The organism is Paenarthrobacter sp. NPDC057355 (assembly GCF_042667405.1).
Lineage (GTDB): Bacteria > Actinomycetota > Actinomycetes > Actinomycetales > Micrococcaceae > Arthrobacter.
Window position 1 is genome coordinate 43,005 of the sequence record NZ_JBHVAL010000005.1, and the last position, 15,725, is coordinate 58,729.

A 15,725-nucleotide genomic window follows, 5' to 3' on the forward strand; every position below is an offset into this window, starting at 1 on the left:
CACCATGACCACCATCCAGCGCACCGCCGTTCTCACCGGAGCCACCTCGGAGCGCGGCATCGGCCTCACCACCGCCCGCCGCTACGCCGCCCAGGGTTGGGGCGTCGTCATCCTGGACCTCGACGGCGAGAAGTCCGCCAAGGTTGCCGCCGAAATCGGCAACGAGTTCAACGTCCCCGCCTTCGGGTACGAGATCGACGTCGCCAACGAAGCTTCCGTTACTGCCGCGCAGGCGGCTGTTGCGGCCGAGGTTTCGGGTGGCAACCTGCCTCCCGTTGGCGCCTTGGCAAACATCGCAGGCATCACCTCCCCTGTCCCCTTCCTCGAAACCACGCTGGAGTTGTGGCACAAGGTAATGGACGTCAACGCCACCGGCACCTACCTGGTGACCAAGGCATTCCTGCCGGACATGATCGCCAACGGCTGGGGCCGCATCGTCAACATGTCATCGGTTTCAGCGCAGCGCGGCGGCGGCGTGTTCGGCAAGGTTCCCTACTCCGCAGCGAAGGCCGCCATCCTCGGCTTCACCAAGGCTCTCGCACGTGAAATCGGCGAAACAGGCGTAACCGTCAATGCCATCACCCCCGGCGCCGTGGACACCAACATCCGCGTGGGCAGCACTGACGAGCAGGAAGCCGCCATCAACGCCGGCATCCCCCTGGGCCGCAACGCCACCACGGAAGAGGTCGCAGCCGTGATCACCTTCCTCTCCTCCGAGGACTCGGCCTACCTCACCGGCACCACCATCGACATCAACGGCGGCAGCCACATCCACTAGTCCTTTCCCACAGAAAAACCAGGACCCCGCCATGACCAAAATCTTCAACGACCCCGCCGACTTTGCAGATGAAGCGCTTGCCGGCTTCTGCGATGCCCACTCGGACCTGGTGCGCCAGGTCGAGGGCGGAGCGGTTCGACGCAACCGGCCGGCTATGCCAAAGGTCGCTGTCATTACCGGCGGCGGCTCCGGCCACTATCCCGCATTTGCGGGAATCATCGGCCCGGGTTTCGCCGACGGAGCCGTGGTGGGAAACATCTTCACCTCACCCTCCACCCAGCAGGCCTACTCCGTGGCGAAGGCTGCCAACTCCGGAGCCGGGGTGGTGTTCACCTACGGCAACTATGCCGGGGACGTGATGAATTTCGGGATGGCCAGCGAGCGCCTGAACGCCGAAGGGATCCGGGCGGAAAACGTGCTGGTCACGGACGACATCGCCAGCGCACCCTTGTCGGAGATCGGGAAGCGCCGCGGCATCGCCGGTGACTTCGTGGTCTTCAAGGTCATGGGCGCTGCCGCTGAGGCCGGACTCGATATGGACTCCGTGGTCCGGCTTGGCCGCAAGGCGAACGAGCTCACGCGCACCATCGGAACAGCATTCGGTGGCTGTACCTTCCCGGGTGCCGATGCCCCGCTCTTCCGCCTTCCCGAGGGTCAGATGGGCCTGGGACTTGGCATCCACGGCGAGCCTGGACTGTTCGATACCGAGCTGCCCACCGCCGTCGAGCTTGGCCGGGAACTGGTGCGGCGCGTCGTGGAGGAGGCGCCTTCGGCCGCCTCCGGACGAGTTGCAGTAATCCTGAACGGCCTGGGTTCAACCAAGCACGAGGAGCTCTTTGTCCTTTGGCGCACCGTGGCTCCCCTGCTCCGCGAGGCCGGCTACACGCTGGTGATGCCGGAAGTTGGCGAGCTGGTGACGTCCTTGGACATGGCGGGCGCATCGCTGACGCTCACGTGGCTGGATGACGAACTGGAGCAGTACTGGACAGCCCCGGCGCTGACGCCGGCGTATCGCCGGGGGTCCGTCGGATTCGATGTTGCTTTCACCGAGGACGCCGCCGAGGCATCGGTGGCAGAGGCCACCCACTACTCCTCCACAGAGGCTTCCCGCGCCTACGCAGGCCAGTGCCTTAGTGCTCTGGAGACCACCGCCGCCCTGATGCGTTCGTCCGAAGCCATGCTGGGAGACATGGACGCCATCGCCGGCGACGGCGACCACGGCCGCGGCATGGTCCGCGGATCGGCGGCGTCGCTTGAGGCTGCTGCAGCCGCCGTCTCCTCGGGCGCCGGCGCTGGTTCGGTCCTGATGGTCGCGGGCGACGCCTGGGCCGACAAAGCCGGTGGCACGTCGGGCGTCCTGTGGGGTGCCGGCCTGCGCGCCTTCGGCGAGCGTCTGGGTGACACGGAAATCCCGACGCCGGAGGTCCTCGCCCAGTCGGTTCGCGCCTTCGCTGATCGCATCGCGGGCCTTGGAAAAGCGGAAATCGGTGACAAAACCATGATGGATGCGTTGCTGCCGTTCGCTTCCTCGCTGGAGGAACACGTGGCCGGTGGCTCCTCTCTGGAGCAAGCGTGGGCAGATGCTGCGGCTGAAGCCACAACCGCCGCCGCGTCCACCGCAGACCTTCGACCCCTCAAGGGCCGCGCCAGGCCACTGGCCGAGAAGAGCATCGGCACACCGGATCCCGGGGCGACGTCGCTCGCCATGGTGTTTGCCGCCGTCGGACCCCACTTCACTGCAGTTCCCGTAGCTGCCGCCATCAATTAGGAGACCATTCATGCGCATTATTGTGGGTGCCGACGAAGCCGGCGTTGACTACAAAGACCGAATTCTGGCCGACCTCGAGGCCGACTCCCGAATCAGTGAAGTGATCGATATCGGAGTCCACCGTGACGATGAGGACTTCTCCCGCCCGTATCCCTATGTGGGTATCGCGGCCGGTGAAATGATCCGCGACGGCAAGGCGGACCGGGCCATCCTGTTCTGCGGAACGGGAATCGGAGTGGCCATCGCGGCCAACAAGGTCCCGGGAATCAGGGCGACGGCAGCCCACGATTCGTTCTCCGTTGAACGCTCCATCCTGTCGAACGACTGCCAGGTCTTGTCCATGGGCCAGCGCGTGGTGGGCGTCGAGCTGGCCCGCCGACTGGCTAAGGAGTGGATCGGCTACGCCTTTGACCCTTCTTCCGGATCTGCTGCGAAGGTGAAGGTGCTGAGCGACTTCGAGGGTTGCTAGGGGACGGTACAGCCAGCCCCGGCACGTCTCATCAGTAGCATTGGTGCAAACAGGCCGGACCAGGAGAGCTGATGCCCTACACCGTTGACTTCAAGAACGTATCCACCGTGGGACTTGAGTCCTCGCCCGTCGCCGAGGCCGCCGCCGGACTGCGTGCCAACGAGGCCCGCTATTACAAGAACAAGTACGACCACGATTTCACAGTGAGCCCCGCCGAGGAGCTCCCCGAGGTAGTGGACAGGGTGACCCGGATCCTTAGGGAAGAACGCGACATCGTGATCAACTCCAAGCCACTGGAGGCCACATCTTTCCAAGTGGAGGACCTGCAGATGGCATATGTGTTCTACGAGTCCGGCCTCTCTATCAACGTCATGTACAGCACGGGCGAAGGAAAGAGGGCTGTGGGATTCAAACTCTCCGACGGCATGGACGTCCCCGAGGAGCTGGACTCGAAGTTCAAGTTCGCCCGGCAAAAGTCCAAGCTGGCCGGCACAATCCGTGGCTCCTACTTCGTGATCAAGGGCGAGTACTGAACTCGCCAGCCAAGAGCCACAAAAAGGCCGTACGTACGAGGACAGCCCCGTGCGTACGGCCTTTTTCGGAGCTACTTGATCAGCGCTGCAGCCTGATCCATAAGCGCACCGGCTGCTTCCGGTCCGCCGGTTGCAGAGCTGTTACTGGATGCGGAAGCCGAGATCAGGACTCCGTCCTTGAGGGCGTACGCGTTGTAAATGGCTCCTGACTTTCCGTCAGGCAGCACCATGACGGTCTTGGAGGCCACAGTCCCGGGGACTGAGCCGACGCCGTCGACCCGTTCCGTCGTAAGGGTCATGACGTCCCCCTCAGCCGACAGCGTCACCTTCTTGCATGTCTCGATCTGTGACTCGCTCTTGTCCAAGCTTGCCTGGAGCAACGCGGATTCGACGCCGGAGGCCAGGACCACGTTGGTGATGAACTCGCCGGTCTTGGACCTGGTAGTGCCGGCAGACGCGGCGCCGTCCACGGGTTGATACACACCAAGCGTGCCGAGGTTCCCGCATTCCGAAGGTTCAATAGCTGCCTTGTTGAGCACGCGAATGGGTTCGTACTGGGCCACCAGCTCTTGGTCGGAAACTACTGCACGGCTGGTACCGTCAGCTTCCTTGATCTGCCCCACCAAAGCGACGAGCTCGTCCTGGGTGTACTGCTTTGCCGGCGTTGGTGTGGCAGTAGCCGTCTCGCTGGCAGGGCCCGACGAGGATTGCGGTGATGCCGTAGCCCCACCGCAGGCCGTCAATGCCGTAACCATCAATGCAGTTGCCCCGAGTCCGGGCAGCAAATTCTTCTTCATATGTGTCCCCCAATATTTCTCTGTACAGCATCCACAGGCGCGGACTACAGCAAGGCTACTGTCCAAGTAGTCCTGCGCAAAAAATCCCGGAGGGCTAGAACCCGCCGCCACCACCGGTTTCGCCCGCCATGTTGGCGAAGCGCGAGTAGTGGCCCTGGAATGCCACCACGATGTCCTTGGTGGGACCGTTACGGTGCTTTGCAATGAGGATGTCGGCTTCGCCCGCACGCGGGGATTCTTTGTCGTAGACATCCTCACGGTGAAGCAGGATGACCATGTCGGCGTCCTGCTCGATGGAGCCGGATTCACGAAGGTCGGAGACCATGGGGCGCTTGTCCTGGCGCTGCTCAGAACCACGGTTCAGCTGCGACAGGGCGATCACGGGAACCTGCAGCTCCTTGGCCAACAGCTTCAAGGCACGGGAGAATTCCGAAACTTCCTGCTGTCGGGACTCCACCTTTTTGCCCGAGCTCATGAGCTGGAGGTAGTCGAGGATGACAAGTTTGAGGTCGTGCTGCTGCTTCAGGCGACGGCACTTCGCCCGGATCTCCATGAGCGACATGTTCGGGCTGTCGTCAATGAAGAGCGGAGCATCGTTCATGCGGCCCATGGTGGTGGCGATCTTGGACCACTGTTCGTCCTTGATGGTGCCCTTCCGGAGGTCCTGAAGGCCAATGGTGGCTTCTGCGGAAAGAAGACGCATGGCGATTTCGTTCCGGCCCATTTCCAAGGAGAACATGACCGTGGCCAAGTTGTTCTTGATGGCAGCGGAACGGGCAAAGTCCAGTGCGAACGTCGACTTACCGACGGCGGGACGGGCTGCGATGACGATCATCTGGCCCGGGTGGAGTCCGTGCGTCAATTCGTCGAGTTCGTAGAAACCAGTGGGAACGCCGGTCATGCCCTCGCCGCGGTGACCAGAGGCTTCGATCTCATCCACGGTGGATTCCATGACGTCCTTCAACGCCACGTAGTCCTCAGCGGTACGTTTTTCAGCAACCGCGTACACCTCGGCCTGCGCCTGGTTGACGAGGTCTTCCACCTCGCCGTCCTGGCCGTAGCCCATCTGGACGATCTTGGTTCCGGCATTCACCAAGCGGCGAAGCACGGCACGCTCGGCCACGATTTCGGCGTAGTATCCGGCGTTCGCTGCAGTCGGAACGGTCTGGATGAGCTCGTGAAGGTATGCGGGCCCACCAATGCGGTTGATCTCGCCGCGCTTGGTGAGTTCGTCCGACACCGTGACGGCGTCAGCCGGTTCGCCTCGCCCATAGAGGTCGATGATGGACTCGTAGATGGTCTCGTGGGCCGGACGGTAGAAGTCATGCCCGCGGACGATCTCCACGACATCCGCGATTGCGTCCTTGGACAGCATCATGCCGCCGAGCACGGATTGTTCAGCAGGGATGTCCTGTGGAGGCTTCCGGCTCGAGTCCGAAGCGCGAGTGCCCTCGATTGAGTCCAAGTGCGTAACTGACAAAGCCGTCCTCCAAATATGTACCGCTGCAGAGATGTAGTCCCTGGCGGCTGCAAAGCGCAGTGTGTGGCTACGTCCGCCGGGTTGCTCTGAGGATGTCAGGCAGGTCCGACAAAATTACGTATCCACAAGTTATCCACAGTGCCTTCCGGGAAGCCGCCACGGGTTGTGACTTTTTGACGGCCCTGGAAACTCAATGCGGGTAAATGAGTGCCCAAAATGGACACTTCAGACACGTTACAGCAGGTGGCAGATAGGCCCTGTGGATAAGTTGTGGAATACCACCCCAACGTTGTGCACAGACTGTGGGCTACTCTGTGGATAGAGAAATTCTTTTAGCAGCATTAGCGCTCTGACCTGCGAAAACGCTGCTCACAAGCTGTGGACTGAAGAAAGTTTTTCCACAAATCATCCACAGCCGTGTCGATTCCCAGGTCCATTGAGACGTCGGAAACCGGTATAAACATGCCGCAAATGTGATGGAACTTACATTCAGCCCTATAATTTGACACCCTGCTCTCAGAAGTCTATGCCCGCCGTGGAATGTGCTGTGGATAACGCACTTCTGGCATAAGCTCTAAGCATGGGGATGAACTTTGGTGACGTGCTGACGATTGCCCTTCCGTTGCTCGTCCTCCTGGGCCTGCTCTGGGCATTGTCCGCGGCCTTCAAACCGCGGGATGCGGGCATGTCCGACGCCGAGAGGTACCAGCGCGAACTGGCGGCGCGTTCCGCCGCGCACCAGGCTTCCCAAGTGCAGCAAGCGTTGGCCCTTCGAGCCCGCATCGAAGCAACTACCAAGCCCAGCCAAAACGAAGCCCAGCACAGCCAACATGCGCAACAGGGCCACTCTGCGGGCCAGGCACAAACCGGACGCCCCGCGGCCCTCAATCAGCCAGGCCAGCAGCCCGCAGTGCTCCCCAACGGCCAGCTCAACCCCCAGCTCGCCTTCGAGCTGCAGAACCTGGTCCGCGGCGGGAAAAAGATCGAGGCCATCAAAGTTCTTCGCCAAGCCACACATTCAGATTTGCTTACCGCCAAGAACTACGTAGATCGGCTCTGACAACGCCATGGATTCCATCCTCATCCCGCTCCTGATCCTCATTGCGGTCATCGCGGGAGTGCTCCTGCTCATTCATTCCTTCACCAAGCGCTCTGCGGAAACAAAGGCAACCGCCGAGGCAACGAATGCCCCGAAGGATCCGGTGGAGTTGGCCAAGGAGTCGGCAGCCAAACTCAATCAAGAGCAGCATCGCCAGTTGTATTCGCTGATAGCCCAGGGCCAGGGCATGGCCGCCATCAAGCTCTATCTACAGGCTACGGGAGAAGGCCTGCGTGCGTCGCGCAATGCTGTGGGTGCCCTCGCGGCCCACCCTCAGCCGTTCACCCCAGAAACTCCAGCCAAGGACCTGCTCGCCGACGACGACGACGAGCCCGAGCGCTTCCCTTACCGGTACAGGGCGATCGTGAGCAAGGGCGACGTCACCCGTGAGGTCAGCAGCAATATGCTCAACGACGAAATCTACGGCCGGATCCGCACGCTCGCAAAGAGCGGTGACGTGGAGGGCGCGGCACTGGCTTTGACCCGCCACTCAGACATCAACATCAAGCAAGCCCGGGAGTTCATCGAGCTTCTGGATGACTAACTAGAAGTCGAAGAGGTCGCCGAGGAAGCCTTCCTTCTTCTTGCGCTTACGGCCGTACTGGTCCCGGTCACCCCGCCGATCGTACTCGCGCCGATCGTAGTCCCGGTCGTAGTCGCGCCGCCCCCTGTCCTCGTACCGCGGTTCCTGCGGACGGGACTCGAAGGGGTTGTAGAGGGGCGGCGGCGCGATCGGCGGCTGTGGCGCCGGCGGGACAGCGCGGGCTGAGCCCGGGCCGCTCTCCGCTGCTACGCGGTCGATGATCTTATCCAGCTCACCGCGATCCAACCACACGCCCCTGCATTTCGGGCAGTAATCGATCTCTACGCCGCTTCGTTCGCTCATCACCAGGTCAATGGAATCCACAGGACACTTCATGCTTGCCCCAACGACCGGACCCAGGTAAAAGTTCGGACTACCTGCCTGCCGAGATTCCCGCAAGAAGCTGCTCAAAAGGCAGCGACTCAAGAACCGGAGCCTTCCGGCCAGGCTGGGGGCCGCTGAGCAGTTGCACGAGTTCACCCGCCGCCCGCTCCACCCGCGACGAGAGGGGCGAGCCGCCGTCGTCGTTTCCCCAGTCCTGGGGCCCCGCGAAAACTGCGGTAGCGGCAATCCGCGTCCGGAGGTAAGTGAACAGCGGGCGCATGGCGTAGTCGAGGACCATCTGGTGGCGGTCGGTACCGCCCGTGGCGCCGAGCAATACGGCCTTGCCGTCGAGCGACTTGGGATCAAGGACGTCGATGAACGACTTGAACAGCCCGCTGTACGAGGCACTGAACACGGGGCTGACGGCGATGATGGCGTCGGAATCCTCGACGCCGGCAATCACCTCCGCGAGGCGCGGTGCGGCGTACCCGGTGACGAAGTTGTTGGCGATGTCCACGGCGAGGTCGCGAAGTTCGACGACGTCGATCCTCGCCTCATAGCCTGCCGCCCCCAGTTGCCGCTCGGCTGAAGCGGCCAGCTGGTCAGCCAGCAGACGGCTCGACGACGGCACGCCGAGTCCGGCGGAAAGTACGGTGATGCGGCGGGTTTCCATGGCGTTTCTCCTGTTGCTCGTTCATTCATTTTACATGCGTTTGCATCTAAATCAATGAACAGGGGCGCCCGCGGATGTATTCCCGCCGCGCCCGACGCCGGGAACAGACCGCAACGGCGCTGGAGCAGAAGTCCCCATGGTCCGCCCACGTGATGGGAGTTAGCATGGAGCAAAGTTTCTCCAACGAAGGGATTTATCATGTCGAAAATGACCCGCCGCTCGAAACTGGCACTCACCTCCGTGGCTGCGAGCCTGGCACTCGGCGCGCTTAGTGTCGCGGCACCAGCCCCGGCACAGGCTGCCGGCCGATGCGTCGATTACAACTACAGCTATGGGGGCTACTCAAGCTGCGTCGGCAACATCCAGGTGCTGCTCAATGCGTTCAGAACCCGCATCGGCTCCCCCTATGCCCCACTGGCAGTGGACAACTCATACGGACCCGCGACCCGCAACGCGGTGATTGGCTTCCAGCGGTTCTGGGGACTACAACCAGACGGCGTTGTCGGCCCCCGGACCTGGAACATCCTTTGCTCCCCTCAGATGGGCCCGGGCCCCATCAGCTGGTACCCCTACTCGGCTGCCCGCGCCTCCGGCTGCAACATCTGAGCCCGGAAACCCCGGCTGCCAGACCAACCAGAGCTCTACGGACGCCGCGCAGCGTGCTCAGACAGGAAGTTGAACGTCTTGTCCCTCGCCTCGCGGGCTTCGGCGAAGTTCAAATGGAACTGGTACTCGTGGGGAAGTTCCGGCTGGTAGGTTGCCGGCCAGAACAACTCCGTCACTTCTACATCAGCGTCCTTGAGGCGGTTACTGTAGGGCACCGACTGCAGCCAGGTGAGGCCGTCACCGTTGCCGCCGCTGATAAACGTCGGCGGGAAGTCCGGAGTGACAAAGTCAATGGTGGACATCGTGGCCCCGGCGTAGGTAGCGGACCAGTCCTTGGTCCCTGTGTACGCCCACAAGGCAGTCTTGAAGCCCCAGGCCACAATGCCGTTCAGGTCCGCCATGGCCCGGAGGTCGTAGACGCCGCAGTGCAGGATGGTCGCCGCCAGTTCGGACTTCTGAAGCGCAGGCTGGATTCCCATGAGGTTGGCGTACTCGGGGTTAACGGTGAGCGTGGTCATCTGGCTGGCCAGTTGGGCCCCGGCAGAATCACCGGCAAGGACGATCCGGCTGGTGTCCACATTGAGCTCTGCAGCGTGCGACTTGATGTAGGCCAAAGCTTCGTTGATGTCCCGCACAGCTGCGGGGTAGGTGGCCTCAGGTGCTATCGGATAGCTCATGCCGATGGTCGTGTAGCCCTGGTCGGCAATGATCTGGAGGTACGGATTGACGTCGCGCTGCGCCCCCGAGATCCACGCGCCTCCATGGATCCACACGACTGCAGGAAGCGGCGCCGCCGTGCCCTGGGGGCTGAAGACATCAAAGGTGGAACCCGGCTTGTACTCCACCCCCATCCGGGTATCCAGGGGCGTAGCGGGAACGTAGGGCGTCATTTCATCGATGGTTGCCTGGGCGCCCCGTTCAAATACGCTGCGGATCAGCAGAGCAGACGGCCAAGGAGTGGCAGAGAGGGCCAGCGCCACCACCAACACCACCAGGATGGCGATCTCGAGTTTCCGTAGCCGGGAAGAGCGTTTTCGCGGGATCCTGGGACGTTTTGCCGCTTGGGCTGGTTCGGTTGTCCTTGCACTGGCTTGGATCGAATCCAACGGCCCCATTACACACTCCCCCGGTCGGTGCTTCCCTGGACCCATGCTAAGACGGATGGGCGTTCCTTGGGGTCAGGACAGCGGCCGCGCCGCCTCCAGCAGGACTCCCTCGCCGCCGTCGAACGTTACGGCGTGAAAAGCCGGGCCGCGCGAGACCACCCTGAATCCCCACTGCCGGTGCAGCTCCAAAGAGGCTTCGTTGCGCGCATTCACGATGTACCAAGCAGTGGCAGCGCGTTCCCAGATCCACTCAAGCCGGCGCGAGGTCAACGCAACCGCAATTCCCCGACGCCGGAAATCTGGCGTCACGGTGAGGCCGCCCAGATAGTGACCCGCCGGCGCTGGACCGTCACCGACGTCGTAATGGTGCGTTTTCGCCCAGCCAACGACGGCGGACCCCGGCCCCGGGGTCATGTCCAGTGGCGCCTCGGCCACCAAAACCAGGCGACCGTCGTCGGTCACCGCGGCGGCAATTTTTGCCGCGAAAGGCTCCCTCCCGGCCTTAGACAACCGGCCGGACAGGGTCTCCACGGTCACAATTCCGGGAACATCCGTTTCAACCGCGGGACGGATGGCGAATCTCATGGGCCTAGTCTAGGTTTGCAAAAGGGGCATCCCGCACGGAAGAGGACCATGACACAGCAAACCATCGCTCCGTTGGACGGCGTCCGCGTCCTGGAACTCGGCAACTACATCGCCGCGCCTACCGCAGGACGCCTGTTGGCAGATTTCGGCGCCGAGGTCATCAAGGTCGAACGGCCCGGAACCGGCGATGAACTGCGCAACTGGCGGCTGCACAAGGGCACCACCTCGATGCTGTACCGAACACTGAACCGCAACAAGAAGTCCGTGGTCCTGGACCTCCGCACCGAGGCCGGCAAGCGGGCTGTTTTGGAGCTGGCAGCGAAATCGGACATCCTGCTGGAGAATTTCCGACCCGGCACGCTCGAGAAATGGGGTCTCGGTCCGGAGGTCCTCAACCAAGCCAACCCGGACCTCGTGGTCACGCGCATCTCCGCCTTCGGGCAAACCGGGCCACTTTCCGAGCGGCCCGGTTTTGCCGCCGTCGCCGAAGCCTATGGCGGGTTCCGCAACCTGGTGGGCGACCCCGATCGCGCACCGGTGCGGGTGGGCGTCTCCATCGGTGACTCGATCGCGGGCCTCTATGCCGCCTTCGGTTCCGTGATGGGCCTCTACCAGCGTGAAGCACGACGCCGGAACTCGGCTGGCGCTGCCCCCCTCACCGAACGCGTCATTGACGTCGCCCTGCACGAGGCAATGTTTTCGATGATGGAATCGCTCATCCCCGATTACCAGGCTTACGGCGTGGACCGGCAGAGGGTGGGCGGCCGGATGGAAGGCATCGCCCCCTCGAATGCTTATGTCTGCCAGGACGATGCAAGCATTGTGGTGGCAGGAAACGGCGACTCGATCTTCCAGCGGTATATGCAGACCATCGGCCGTCCGGACCTTGCGGGGCGCCCTGATTTGCAGAGCAATGCGGGTCGCTGGGCCGCCCGTGAGGAACTGGACCAGGCGATCGGCGAATGGACCCGGACCCTGCCTGCCGAGGCAGCCCTGACGGCCCTGGAAGCTGCCGGTGTTCCCGCAGGACCGATTTACACCGCCGCGGATATCAGCAACGACAGTCAATATGCCGCCCGCGACATGATTCAAAAATTCGACGTGTCCACGGGCGAAGAAGTTATTTCCGACGTCGGCTTCCCCGGCGTGGTTCCCGTCATTGGCGGCCGGTCGCTGCCCATCCGCAACCTAGGCCCGGACCTGGGCGAAAACACCCAGGACGTTCTCGGCGGGCTGCTTGGCATGAGCGACAGCGAAATTGATGCCGCTTCCGGCCGAGAGGAAGCTGTCCAGCCATGATCCGTTACGACGGGCCCCTGGCCACCACCCTGGGCAGTGCCATCCTGCGCGACGTTACCCTCCGCGACGGCCTCCAACTGACAGGCAAACTCCTGCCAGCCGAACAGAAAGTCCATACCGTTCGGGAATTGCTGCGCCTTGGCGTGCCGGCGATCGAACTTGGCTCCATGGCCCGCCCGGACCTGGTCCCTACGATGGCCAACACCCTGGAAGTGGTGCAAGCACTGACCCCGCTCGAACTCGAAAAGTGCTGGATCTGGGTAGCAACCCCGGGCCACGTTGCGAAGGCGGCCGCTGCCGGGGCAAGGAATTTCCAGTACTGCCTGTCCGCTTCCGACTCCCACAACAAGGCCAATATTGGCCGAACCACCGATCAGAGCCTGGCAGCCCTGCCCGAGGCCATCGAGTACGCGCGGGCAGTCAATGGCCGGATCCAGCTCTGCATTGCGACGTCCTTCACGTGCCCGTTCGAGGGCCGGGTTCCCGAAGAACGCATACTGGCCATCGCCAACGACCCCCGTGCCGAGGGCACCATGGACATCGTCATCTGCGACACCTTGGGTCAGGCGGTCCCGGCGCAGGTTGCACAGTTGATCACCCGCGTGCGCACCGAATCCCCTTCCCGTCGCGTCGTCTATCACGGCCATGACACGTGGGGTTTGGGCGTTGCCAATACCCTCGCCGCCATTCAAGCGGGCGCCGAGATGGTGGACGGAGCGCTTGGCGGCCTGGGTGGCTGCCCCTTTGCTCCGGGGGCCAGCGGAAACACGTCCAGCGAAGACATCCTGTTCGCTACCCGCCCCGATTGGCTGACGCCTGAAATCTTTGGGGAACTCGTGGTGCTTTCGGAGAATTTGCTGGCCGAACTCGACGAGCCCAACCGTTCCAGGTCGGCCCAAGGCGCGCGGTCCAAGGCAGAGGCCTTTGATTGGGTGCTGCGGCCCCAGGACCTGCCCGGGCGCTAGGAGCGGCCCGCCCCGCCCAGCGCCATCAGTTCCAAGCGCCTCAAGGTTTCGCGGTTCCGGACAGCAATAACGGGGTCGCGCAGTTTCTTGGGCACCAATTTGCCGGGACCCCGTACAGCGTCCTCAGCGATCGAGACCTTGCACCGCGAGTCGCCGAGGTCTTCCAGCGTAATGAGCACCTTCGCTTCGCCAAGCGGCCACCCCCTCGCCAGAAGTTCGAGCTTGCGTTCGGGTTCGACGGCGGTGACCCGGCTGCTGTCGTCGATGAGGAATGGCCAGGATCCCACGGAGTGGTGAAGCCGGGAGCCCTCGGCCGGCCACTGGTCATCAACGGAGCGGATCCTTGAGGCACCCACCACCCACCCCGAGTACAGCCACCCCTCCTGGATGACTTTCCAAACATCTGCGGCAGGGGCATTGAACAGCTGGGTCACGGTGGCCATGAGGAACCTTTCTGCGCAGGTGGAGGACTAGGCGACACCTTAAGCTAAGCATGCTTATGGTTTACTCGCCAGGGCACTCCGCCATCATGTAGCCGGCTTGCTGGCCTTACCGTCCAACCACAGCATGTCCGACTCGTCGCGGTGGGTGCCCTCCGAGCCCACATCTTGGGTCTCCCCTTTCGTGGCCACACTCCATGGGCGGAGTTGGCAGGTGTGCGTGAGCGACATCGTACCCGCGTACAGGGGACGCCTACACTGATCGCATGGTGTGCCGAAAAGGGCGTGTCCTTAAGTGGTGCATGGTCCTGTCTACGATGCTGCCCGCCTTATCCGCCTGCAGCTCCGACGACGCGACTACACAACCATCGTCGGGCAGCAGCGATGCACCCATCACCGTGGAAATCAATCAATCCCGTGACCAATACGGGAAGCAAGCCATCCAGATCCAGTTCACCAACACAACGGACAATCCCCTGACCGTGACTGGCGCGCGACTCCGTTCGCCCCTTTTCGACGGCGACATACTCTGGCAGCGCTCCGGGAACGGCCTCGAGCTGCCGCCCAGGCAACCCAAAAGCGTTCCGGCGGCACTGCCGGCGGCGTCATGTGGAGCCCCACAGACCGGTTCCAACCAGGCAACGCTGCAGTTCATTGCGCCCGGCAAGGAAGCCACCGAAGAGGTGACCGACGCGGCCGATCCCTTCGGCGTGCTGGCCAGAAACTCAGCCGAGCTGTGCATCGCAGCCCAGGCCGCCGCCGTCGCCACGATGGCGCTGGACCCCGAACTGAAGGTGGCCGCGGACGGTCGGACCGCCGTCGTGCGTCTTATCATCACGCCGGCTCCACAGAGCAGGGAGATACAAAGCTTCACCATTGAATCGATCGACGAGACCACGTTGCTTGCCCAATCCCCCACGGATCCATGGCCAACGGACGTCACCGTGGGCTCCACAAAGCAGGAGCTGGCGCTCACCATCCGACCGGCTCGATGTGATCCGCATGCCGTCGCGGAGGACAAAGTGGGCACGCTCCTCCCGCTGAGGGTGAAAGTGGGAGGGAGCGAAGGCTTGGTAAAAGTGGCAGCCTCAACTGACCTGCGTGGACGAATCCATGACTTCGTCACCGCCGCTTGCGCACACGATTGAGCTTCGAGTTTGCCCAGGTGGCCTAGCCGAGCGTCGCCAAAGCCCCCTGCGCGCACTCCACCCTGACCTTGACGTTGGCATCAACGCTCTTGACCTCGCCATCCATCTGATACGGCAACGGCTTGAGAGTGGTGAATTCATAGCTGCTGACGCTTGGCTGATCACCGAGTCCCTGGGTGGTGGCCTTAAGCGCCTTCAGAAGGACCTTCCACTTGGGCATGTGCGGGAAGATGATGACCTCGAACTTGCCGTCGGACGGGTGCTCATCGGCCTCGCTGAGGGTGGCGTATTTGGCCATCTCGCGGATATTGGCGAACACCAGGCTGTCGAACTTGTGACGCTTCCCATCAGGCAAACGAACTCCGAAAGGCTCAAATTTGGAAAAGGTCTGAATCACGGTGACCATTTCCTTCAAGGCTCCCTTGCTGCCCTTTTCCAGCTCGGTGGCAACTACGGGGGTCAAGCCGAAGCCTATGTAGGAATGCGCGTACTCAAGCGGTTCGCCCTCTTTTTGGCCCGTATGGATCCTCAGAAGGTCGATGTTGTGGACGCGACCCTCAGCGATGGCCTCTTCCAAGGGCTTGGTGGCGATGATCCTGCTGTGGTCGTTGGCGTTGCCGGCGGCCCGTACAGCGCACACCGCCCTGGGATTCCCGGCCTGCATCACCCCATTGACCACCTCGTTGTAGCCGCCATCACCACTGACCGAAACCACCAGGACATCGCCGCCCTTCGCTGCGGCCTCCCGCGCAAGGTCCACCGCGTGTCCGGCATGCTCCGTGGGTTGGAGGATGAGCTCGGGTTCGTAGCTGAGAATTTCCTTCAACCGTTGGTGCAATTGCTGCGCAAGCTCCGGCGCATCCCCTGTGCTGTTGGGATTGAAAATGATAACGATCGACTCAAAGGTCCGGGCAGAATCCACGATGTGCTCCTGATTCATTGCGAGGTCCCTTATTCAGGCGGCTGTTTCCCTCGGAAGTTCCCATACTATTCGCAACCCGGAGGGGTTCCGGATAAACCGCGAACGTGAAACGATGAAATTGGGTTCCCACTTGGGAATCTGCCTCAACCA

At 62.5% G+C, this 15,725-nt stretch carries 18 protein-coding genes; 10 read left to right on the plus strand and 8 right to left on the minus strand.

The features are described 5' to 3' along the window. The first annotated feature begins 4 nt into the window (after positions 1 to 4). From ACFUOZ_RS08025 to ACFUOZ_RS08040, 4 genes are all read left to right on the plus strand, one after another. Complete coding sequence (locus ACFUOZ_RS08025) at positions 5 to 778, plus strand: SDR family NAD(P)-dependent oxidoreductase (RefSeq protein WP_377546557.1); 774 nt, start codon at positions 5 to 7, stop codon at positions 776 to 778. 31 nt (positions 779 to 809) lie between these two features. Further along, positions 810 to 2,546 carry a dihydroxyacetone kinase family protein gene (locus ACFUOZ_RS08030; RefSeq protein WP_377546560.1) on the plus strand — a complete coding sequence of 579 codons (1,737 nt, stop codon included), beginning with the start codon at positions 810 to 812 and terminating at the stop codon, positions 2,544 to 2,546. A 10-nt stretch (positions 2,547 to 2,556) separates the two neighbouring features. Continuing rightward, complete coding sequence (locus ACFUOZ_RS08035; protein ID WP_377546563.1) at positions 2,557 to 3,015, plus strand: ribose-5-phosphate isomerase; 459 nt, start codon at positions 2,557 to 2,559, stop codon at positions 3,013 to 3,015. Between the two features lie 71 nt (positions 3,016 to 3,086). Further along, the gene (locus ACFUOZ_RS08040; protein WP_377546565.1) at positions 3,087 to 3,548 is read left to right on the plus strand and encodes a phage tail protein; all 462 of its coding nucleotides are present in this window, start codon (positions 3,087 to 3,089) and stop codon (positions 3,546 to 3,548) included. 71 nt (positions 3,549 to 3,619) lie between these two features. On the opposite strand, the gene ACFUOZ_RS08045 is transcribed toward ACFUOZ_RS08040, so the two are convergent. Together ACFUOZ_RS08045 and dnaB are read right to left on the minus strand one after the other, a co-directional pair. Beyond that, complete coding sequence (locus ACFUOZ_RS08045; RefSeq protein ID WP_377546568.1) at positions 3,620 to 4,345, minus strand: hypothetical protein; 726 nt, start codon at positions 4,343 to 4,345, stop codon at positions 3,620 to 3,622. 94 nt (positions 4,346 to 4,439) lie between these two features. Beyond that, entirely contained in the window at positions 4,440 to 5,825 is a 1,386-nt protein-coding gene (dnaB, locus tag ACFUOZ_RS08050; RefSeq protein ID WP_167268417.1) for a replicative DNA helicase, read from the minus strand. Positions 5,826 to 6,411: 586 nt separating this feature from the next. Here dnaB and ACFUOZ_RS08055 point away from each other — a divergent pair. After that, positions 6,412 to 6,885, plus strand: coding sequence for a hypothetical protein (locus tag ACFUOZ_RS08055; protein WP_377546954.1), 474 nt, complete (start codon positions 6,412 to 6,414; stop codon positions 6,883 to 6,885). A gap of 7 nt (positions 6,886 to 6,892) precedes the next feature. Next, on the plus strand, positions 6,893 to 7,468 hold the full coding sequence (locus ACFUOZ_RS08060; RefSeq protein ID WP_377546570.1) for a hypothetical protein: 576 nt from the start codon (positions 6,893 to 6,895) through the stop codon (positions 7,466 to 7,468). Here ACFUOZ_RS08060 and ACFUOZ_RS08065 read toward each other — a convergent pair whose 3' ends face one another. Both ACFUOZ_RS08065 and ACFUOZ_RS08070 read right to left on the minus strand, forming a co-directional pair. Beyond that, entirely contained in the window at positions 7,469 to 7,831 is a 363-nt protein-coding gene (locus ACFUOZ_RS08065) for a zf-TFIIB domain-containing protein (protein WP_377546573.1), read from the minus strand. It abuts the gene before it with no gap. A gap of 49 nt (positions 7,832 to 7,880) precedes the next feature. Further along, the gene (locus ACFUOZ_RS08070; protein WP_377546575.1) at positions 7,881 to 8,504 is read right to left on the minus strand and encodes an FMN reductase; all 624 of its coding nucleotides are present in this window, start codon (positions 8,502 to 8,504) and stop codon (positions 7,881 to 7,883) included. A gap of 198 nt (positions 8,505 to 8,702) precedes the next feature. On the opposite strand from ACFUOZ_RS08070, the gene ACFUOZ_RS08075 reads away from it, so the two are divergent. Continuing rightward, positions 8,703 to 9,110 carry a peptidoglycan-binding protein gene (locus tag ACFUOZ_RS08075; RefSeq protein WP_377546577.1) on the plus strand — a complete coding sequence of 136 codons (408 nt, stop codon included), beginning with the start codon at positions 8,703 to 8,705 and terminating at the stop codon, positions 9,108 to 9,110. Positions 9,111 to 9,145: 35 nt separating this feature from the next. Here ACFUOZ_RS08075 and ACFUOZ_RS08080 read toward each other — a convergent pair whose 3' ends face one another. Together ACFUOZ_RS08080 and ACFUOZ_RS08085 are read right to left on the minus strand one after the other, a co-directional pair. Continuing rightward, a complete protein-coding gene (locus tag ACFUOZ_RS08080; RefSeq protein WP_377546580.1) occupies positions 9,146 to 10,225 on the minus strand; it encodes an alpha/beta hydrolase in 1,080 nt (359 codons plus the stop codon). A gap of 63 nt (positions 10,226 to 10,288) precedes the next feature. Further along, positions 10,289 to 10,801, minus strand: coding sequence for a GNAT family N-acetyltransferase (locus tag ACFUOZ_RS08085; protein ID WP_377546583.1), 513 nt, complete (start codon positions 10,799 to 10,801; stop codon positions 10,289 to 10,291). A 48-nt stretch (positions 10,802 to 10,849) separates the two neighbouring features. On the opposite strand from ACFUOZ_RS08085, the gene ACFUOZ_RS08090 reads away from it, so the two are divergent. Then, entirely contained in the window at positions 10,850 to 12,100 is a 1,251-nt protein-coding gene (locus tag ACFUOZ_RS08090; RefSeq protein ID WP_377546585.1) for a CaiB/BaiF CoA transferase family protein, read from the plus strand. Then, positions 12,097 to 13,065, plus strand: coding sequence for a hydroxymethylglutaryl-CoA lyase (locus ACFUOZ_RS08095; RefSeq protein WP_377546587.1), 969 nt, complete (start codon positions 12,097 to 12,099; stop codon positions 13,063 to 13,065). The genes ACFUOZ_RS08090 and ACFUOZ_RS08095 overlap by 4 nt, the downstream gene beginning before the upstream one ends. Here the strand turns inward: ACFUOZ_RS08095 and ACFUOZ_RS08100 are convergent. Then, positions 13,062 to 13,508 carry an SRPBCC family protein gene (locus tag ACFUOZ_RS08100; RefSeq protein ID WP_377546590.1) on the minus strand — a complete coding sequence of 149 codons (447 nt, stop codon included), beginning with the start codon at positions 13,506 to 13,508 and terminating at the stop codon, positions 13,062 to 13,064. The two genes, ACFUOZ_RS08095 and ACFUOZ_RS08100, sit on opposite strands and share 4 nt — an antisense overlap. Positions 13,509 to 13,807: 299 nt before the next feature. Between ACFUOZ_RS08100 and ACFUOZ_RS08105 the strand changes: the two genes are divergently transcribed. Further along, complete coding sequence (locus tag ACFUOZ_RS08105) at positions 13,808 to 14,653, plus strand: hypothetical protein (RefSeq protein WP_377546592.1); 846 nt, start codon at positions 13,808 to 13,810, stop codon at positions 14,651 to 14,653. 22 nt (positions 14,654 to 14,675) lie between these two features. On the opposite strand, the gene ACFUOZ_RS08110 is transcribed toward ACFUOZ_RS08105, so the two are convergent. Next, positions 14,676 to 15,593: a diacylglycerol/lipid kinase family protein gene (locus ACFUOZ_RS08110; protein WP_377546595.1), complete on the minus strand. Its 918-nt coding sequence runs from the start codon at positions 15,591 to 15,593 to the stop codon at positions 14,676 to 14,678. Between the last annotated feature and the right edge of the window lie 132 nt (positions 15,594 to 15,725).

What these genes read in the sequence shown, in the direction of transcription:
- ACFUOZ_RS08060 (WP_377546570.1), top strand. Translation starts at nt 6,893, where the DNA reads ATGGATTCCATCCTCATCCCGCTCCTGATCCTCATTGCGGTCATCGCG.
- ACFUOZ_RS08105 (WP_377546592.1), top strand. Translation starts at nt 13,808, where the DNA reads ATGGTCCTGTCTACGATGCTGCCCGCCTTATCCGCCTGCAGCTCCGAC.
- ACFUOZ_RS08045 (WP_377546568.1), bottom strand. Translation starts at nt 4,345, where the DNA reads ATGAAGAAGAATTTGCTGCCCGGACTCGGGGCAACTGCATTGATGGTT.
- ACFUOZ_RS08025 (WP_377546557.1), top strand. Translation starts at nt 5, where the DNA reads ATGACCACCATCCAGCGCACCGCCGTTCTCACCGGAGCCACCTCGGAG.
- ACFUOZ_RS08100 (WP_377546590.1), bottom strand. Translation starts at nt 13,508, where the DNA reads ATGGCCACCGTGACCCAGCTGTTCAATGCCCCTGCCGCAGATGTTTGG.
- ACFUOZ_RS08040 (WP_377546565.1), top strand. Translation starts at nt 3,087, where the DNA reads ATGCCCTACACCGTTGACTTCAAGAACGTATCCACCGTGGGACTTGAG.
- ACFUOZ_RS08085 (WP_377546583.1), bottom strand. Translation starts at nt 10,801, where the DNA reads ATGAGATTCGCCATCCGTCCCGCGGTTGAAACGGATGTTCCCGGAATT.
- ACFUOZ_RS08030 (WP_377546560.1), top strand. Translation starts at nt 810, where the DNA reads ATGACCAAAATCTTCAACGACCCCGCCGACTTTGCAGATGAAGCGCTT.
- ACFUOZ_RS08095 (WP_377546587.1), top strand. Translation starts at nt 12,097, where the DNA reads ATGATCCGTTACGACGGGCCCCTGGCCACCACCCTGGGCAGTGCCATC.
- ACFUOZ_RS08075 (WP_377546577.1), top strand. Translation starts at nt 8,703, where the DNA reads ATGTCGAAAATGACCCGCCGCTCGAAACTGGCACTCACCTCCGTGGCT.
- ACFUOZ_RS08055 (WP_377546954.1), top strand. Translation starts at nt 6,412, where the DNA reads ATGAACTTTGGTGACGTGCTGACGATTGCCCTTCCGTTGCTCGTCCTC.
- ACFUOZ_RS08035 (WP_377546563.1), top strand. Translation starts at nt 2,557, where the DNA reads ATGCGCATTATTGTGGGTGCCGACGAAGCCGGCGTTGACTACAAAGAC.
- ACFUOZ_RS08090 (WP_377546585.1), top strand. Translation starts at nt 10,850, where the DNA reads ATGACACAGCAAACCATCGCTCCGTTGGACGGCGTCCGCGTCCTGGAA.
- ACFUOZ_RS08070 (WP_377546575.1), bottom strand. Translation starts at nt 8,504, where the DNA reads ATGGAAACCCGCCGCATCACCGTACTTTCCGCCGGACTCGGCGTGCCG.
- ACFUOZ_RS08110 (WP_377546595.1), bottom strand. Translation starts at nt 15,593, where the DNA reads ATGAATCAGGAGCACATCGTGGATTCTGCCCGGACCTTTGAGTCGATC.
- ACFUOZ_RS08080 (WP_377546580.1), bottom strand. Translation starts at nt 10,225, where the DNA reads ATGGGGCCGTTGGATTCGATCCAAGCCAGTGCAAGGACAACCGAACCA.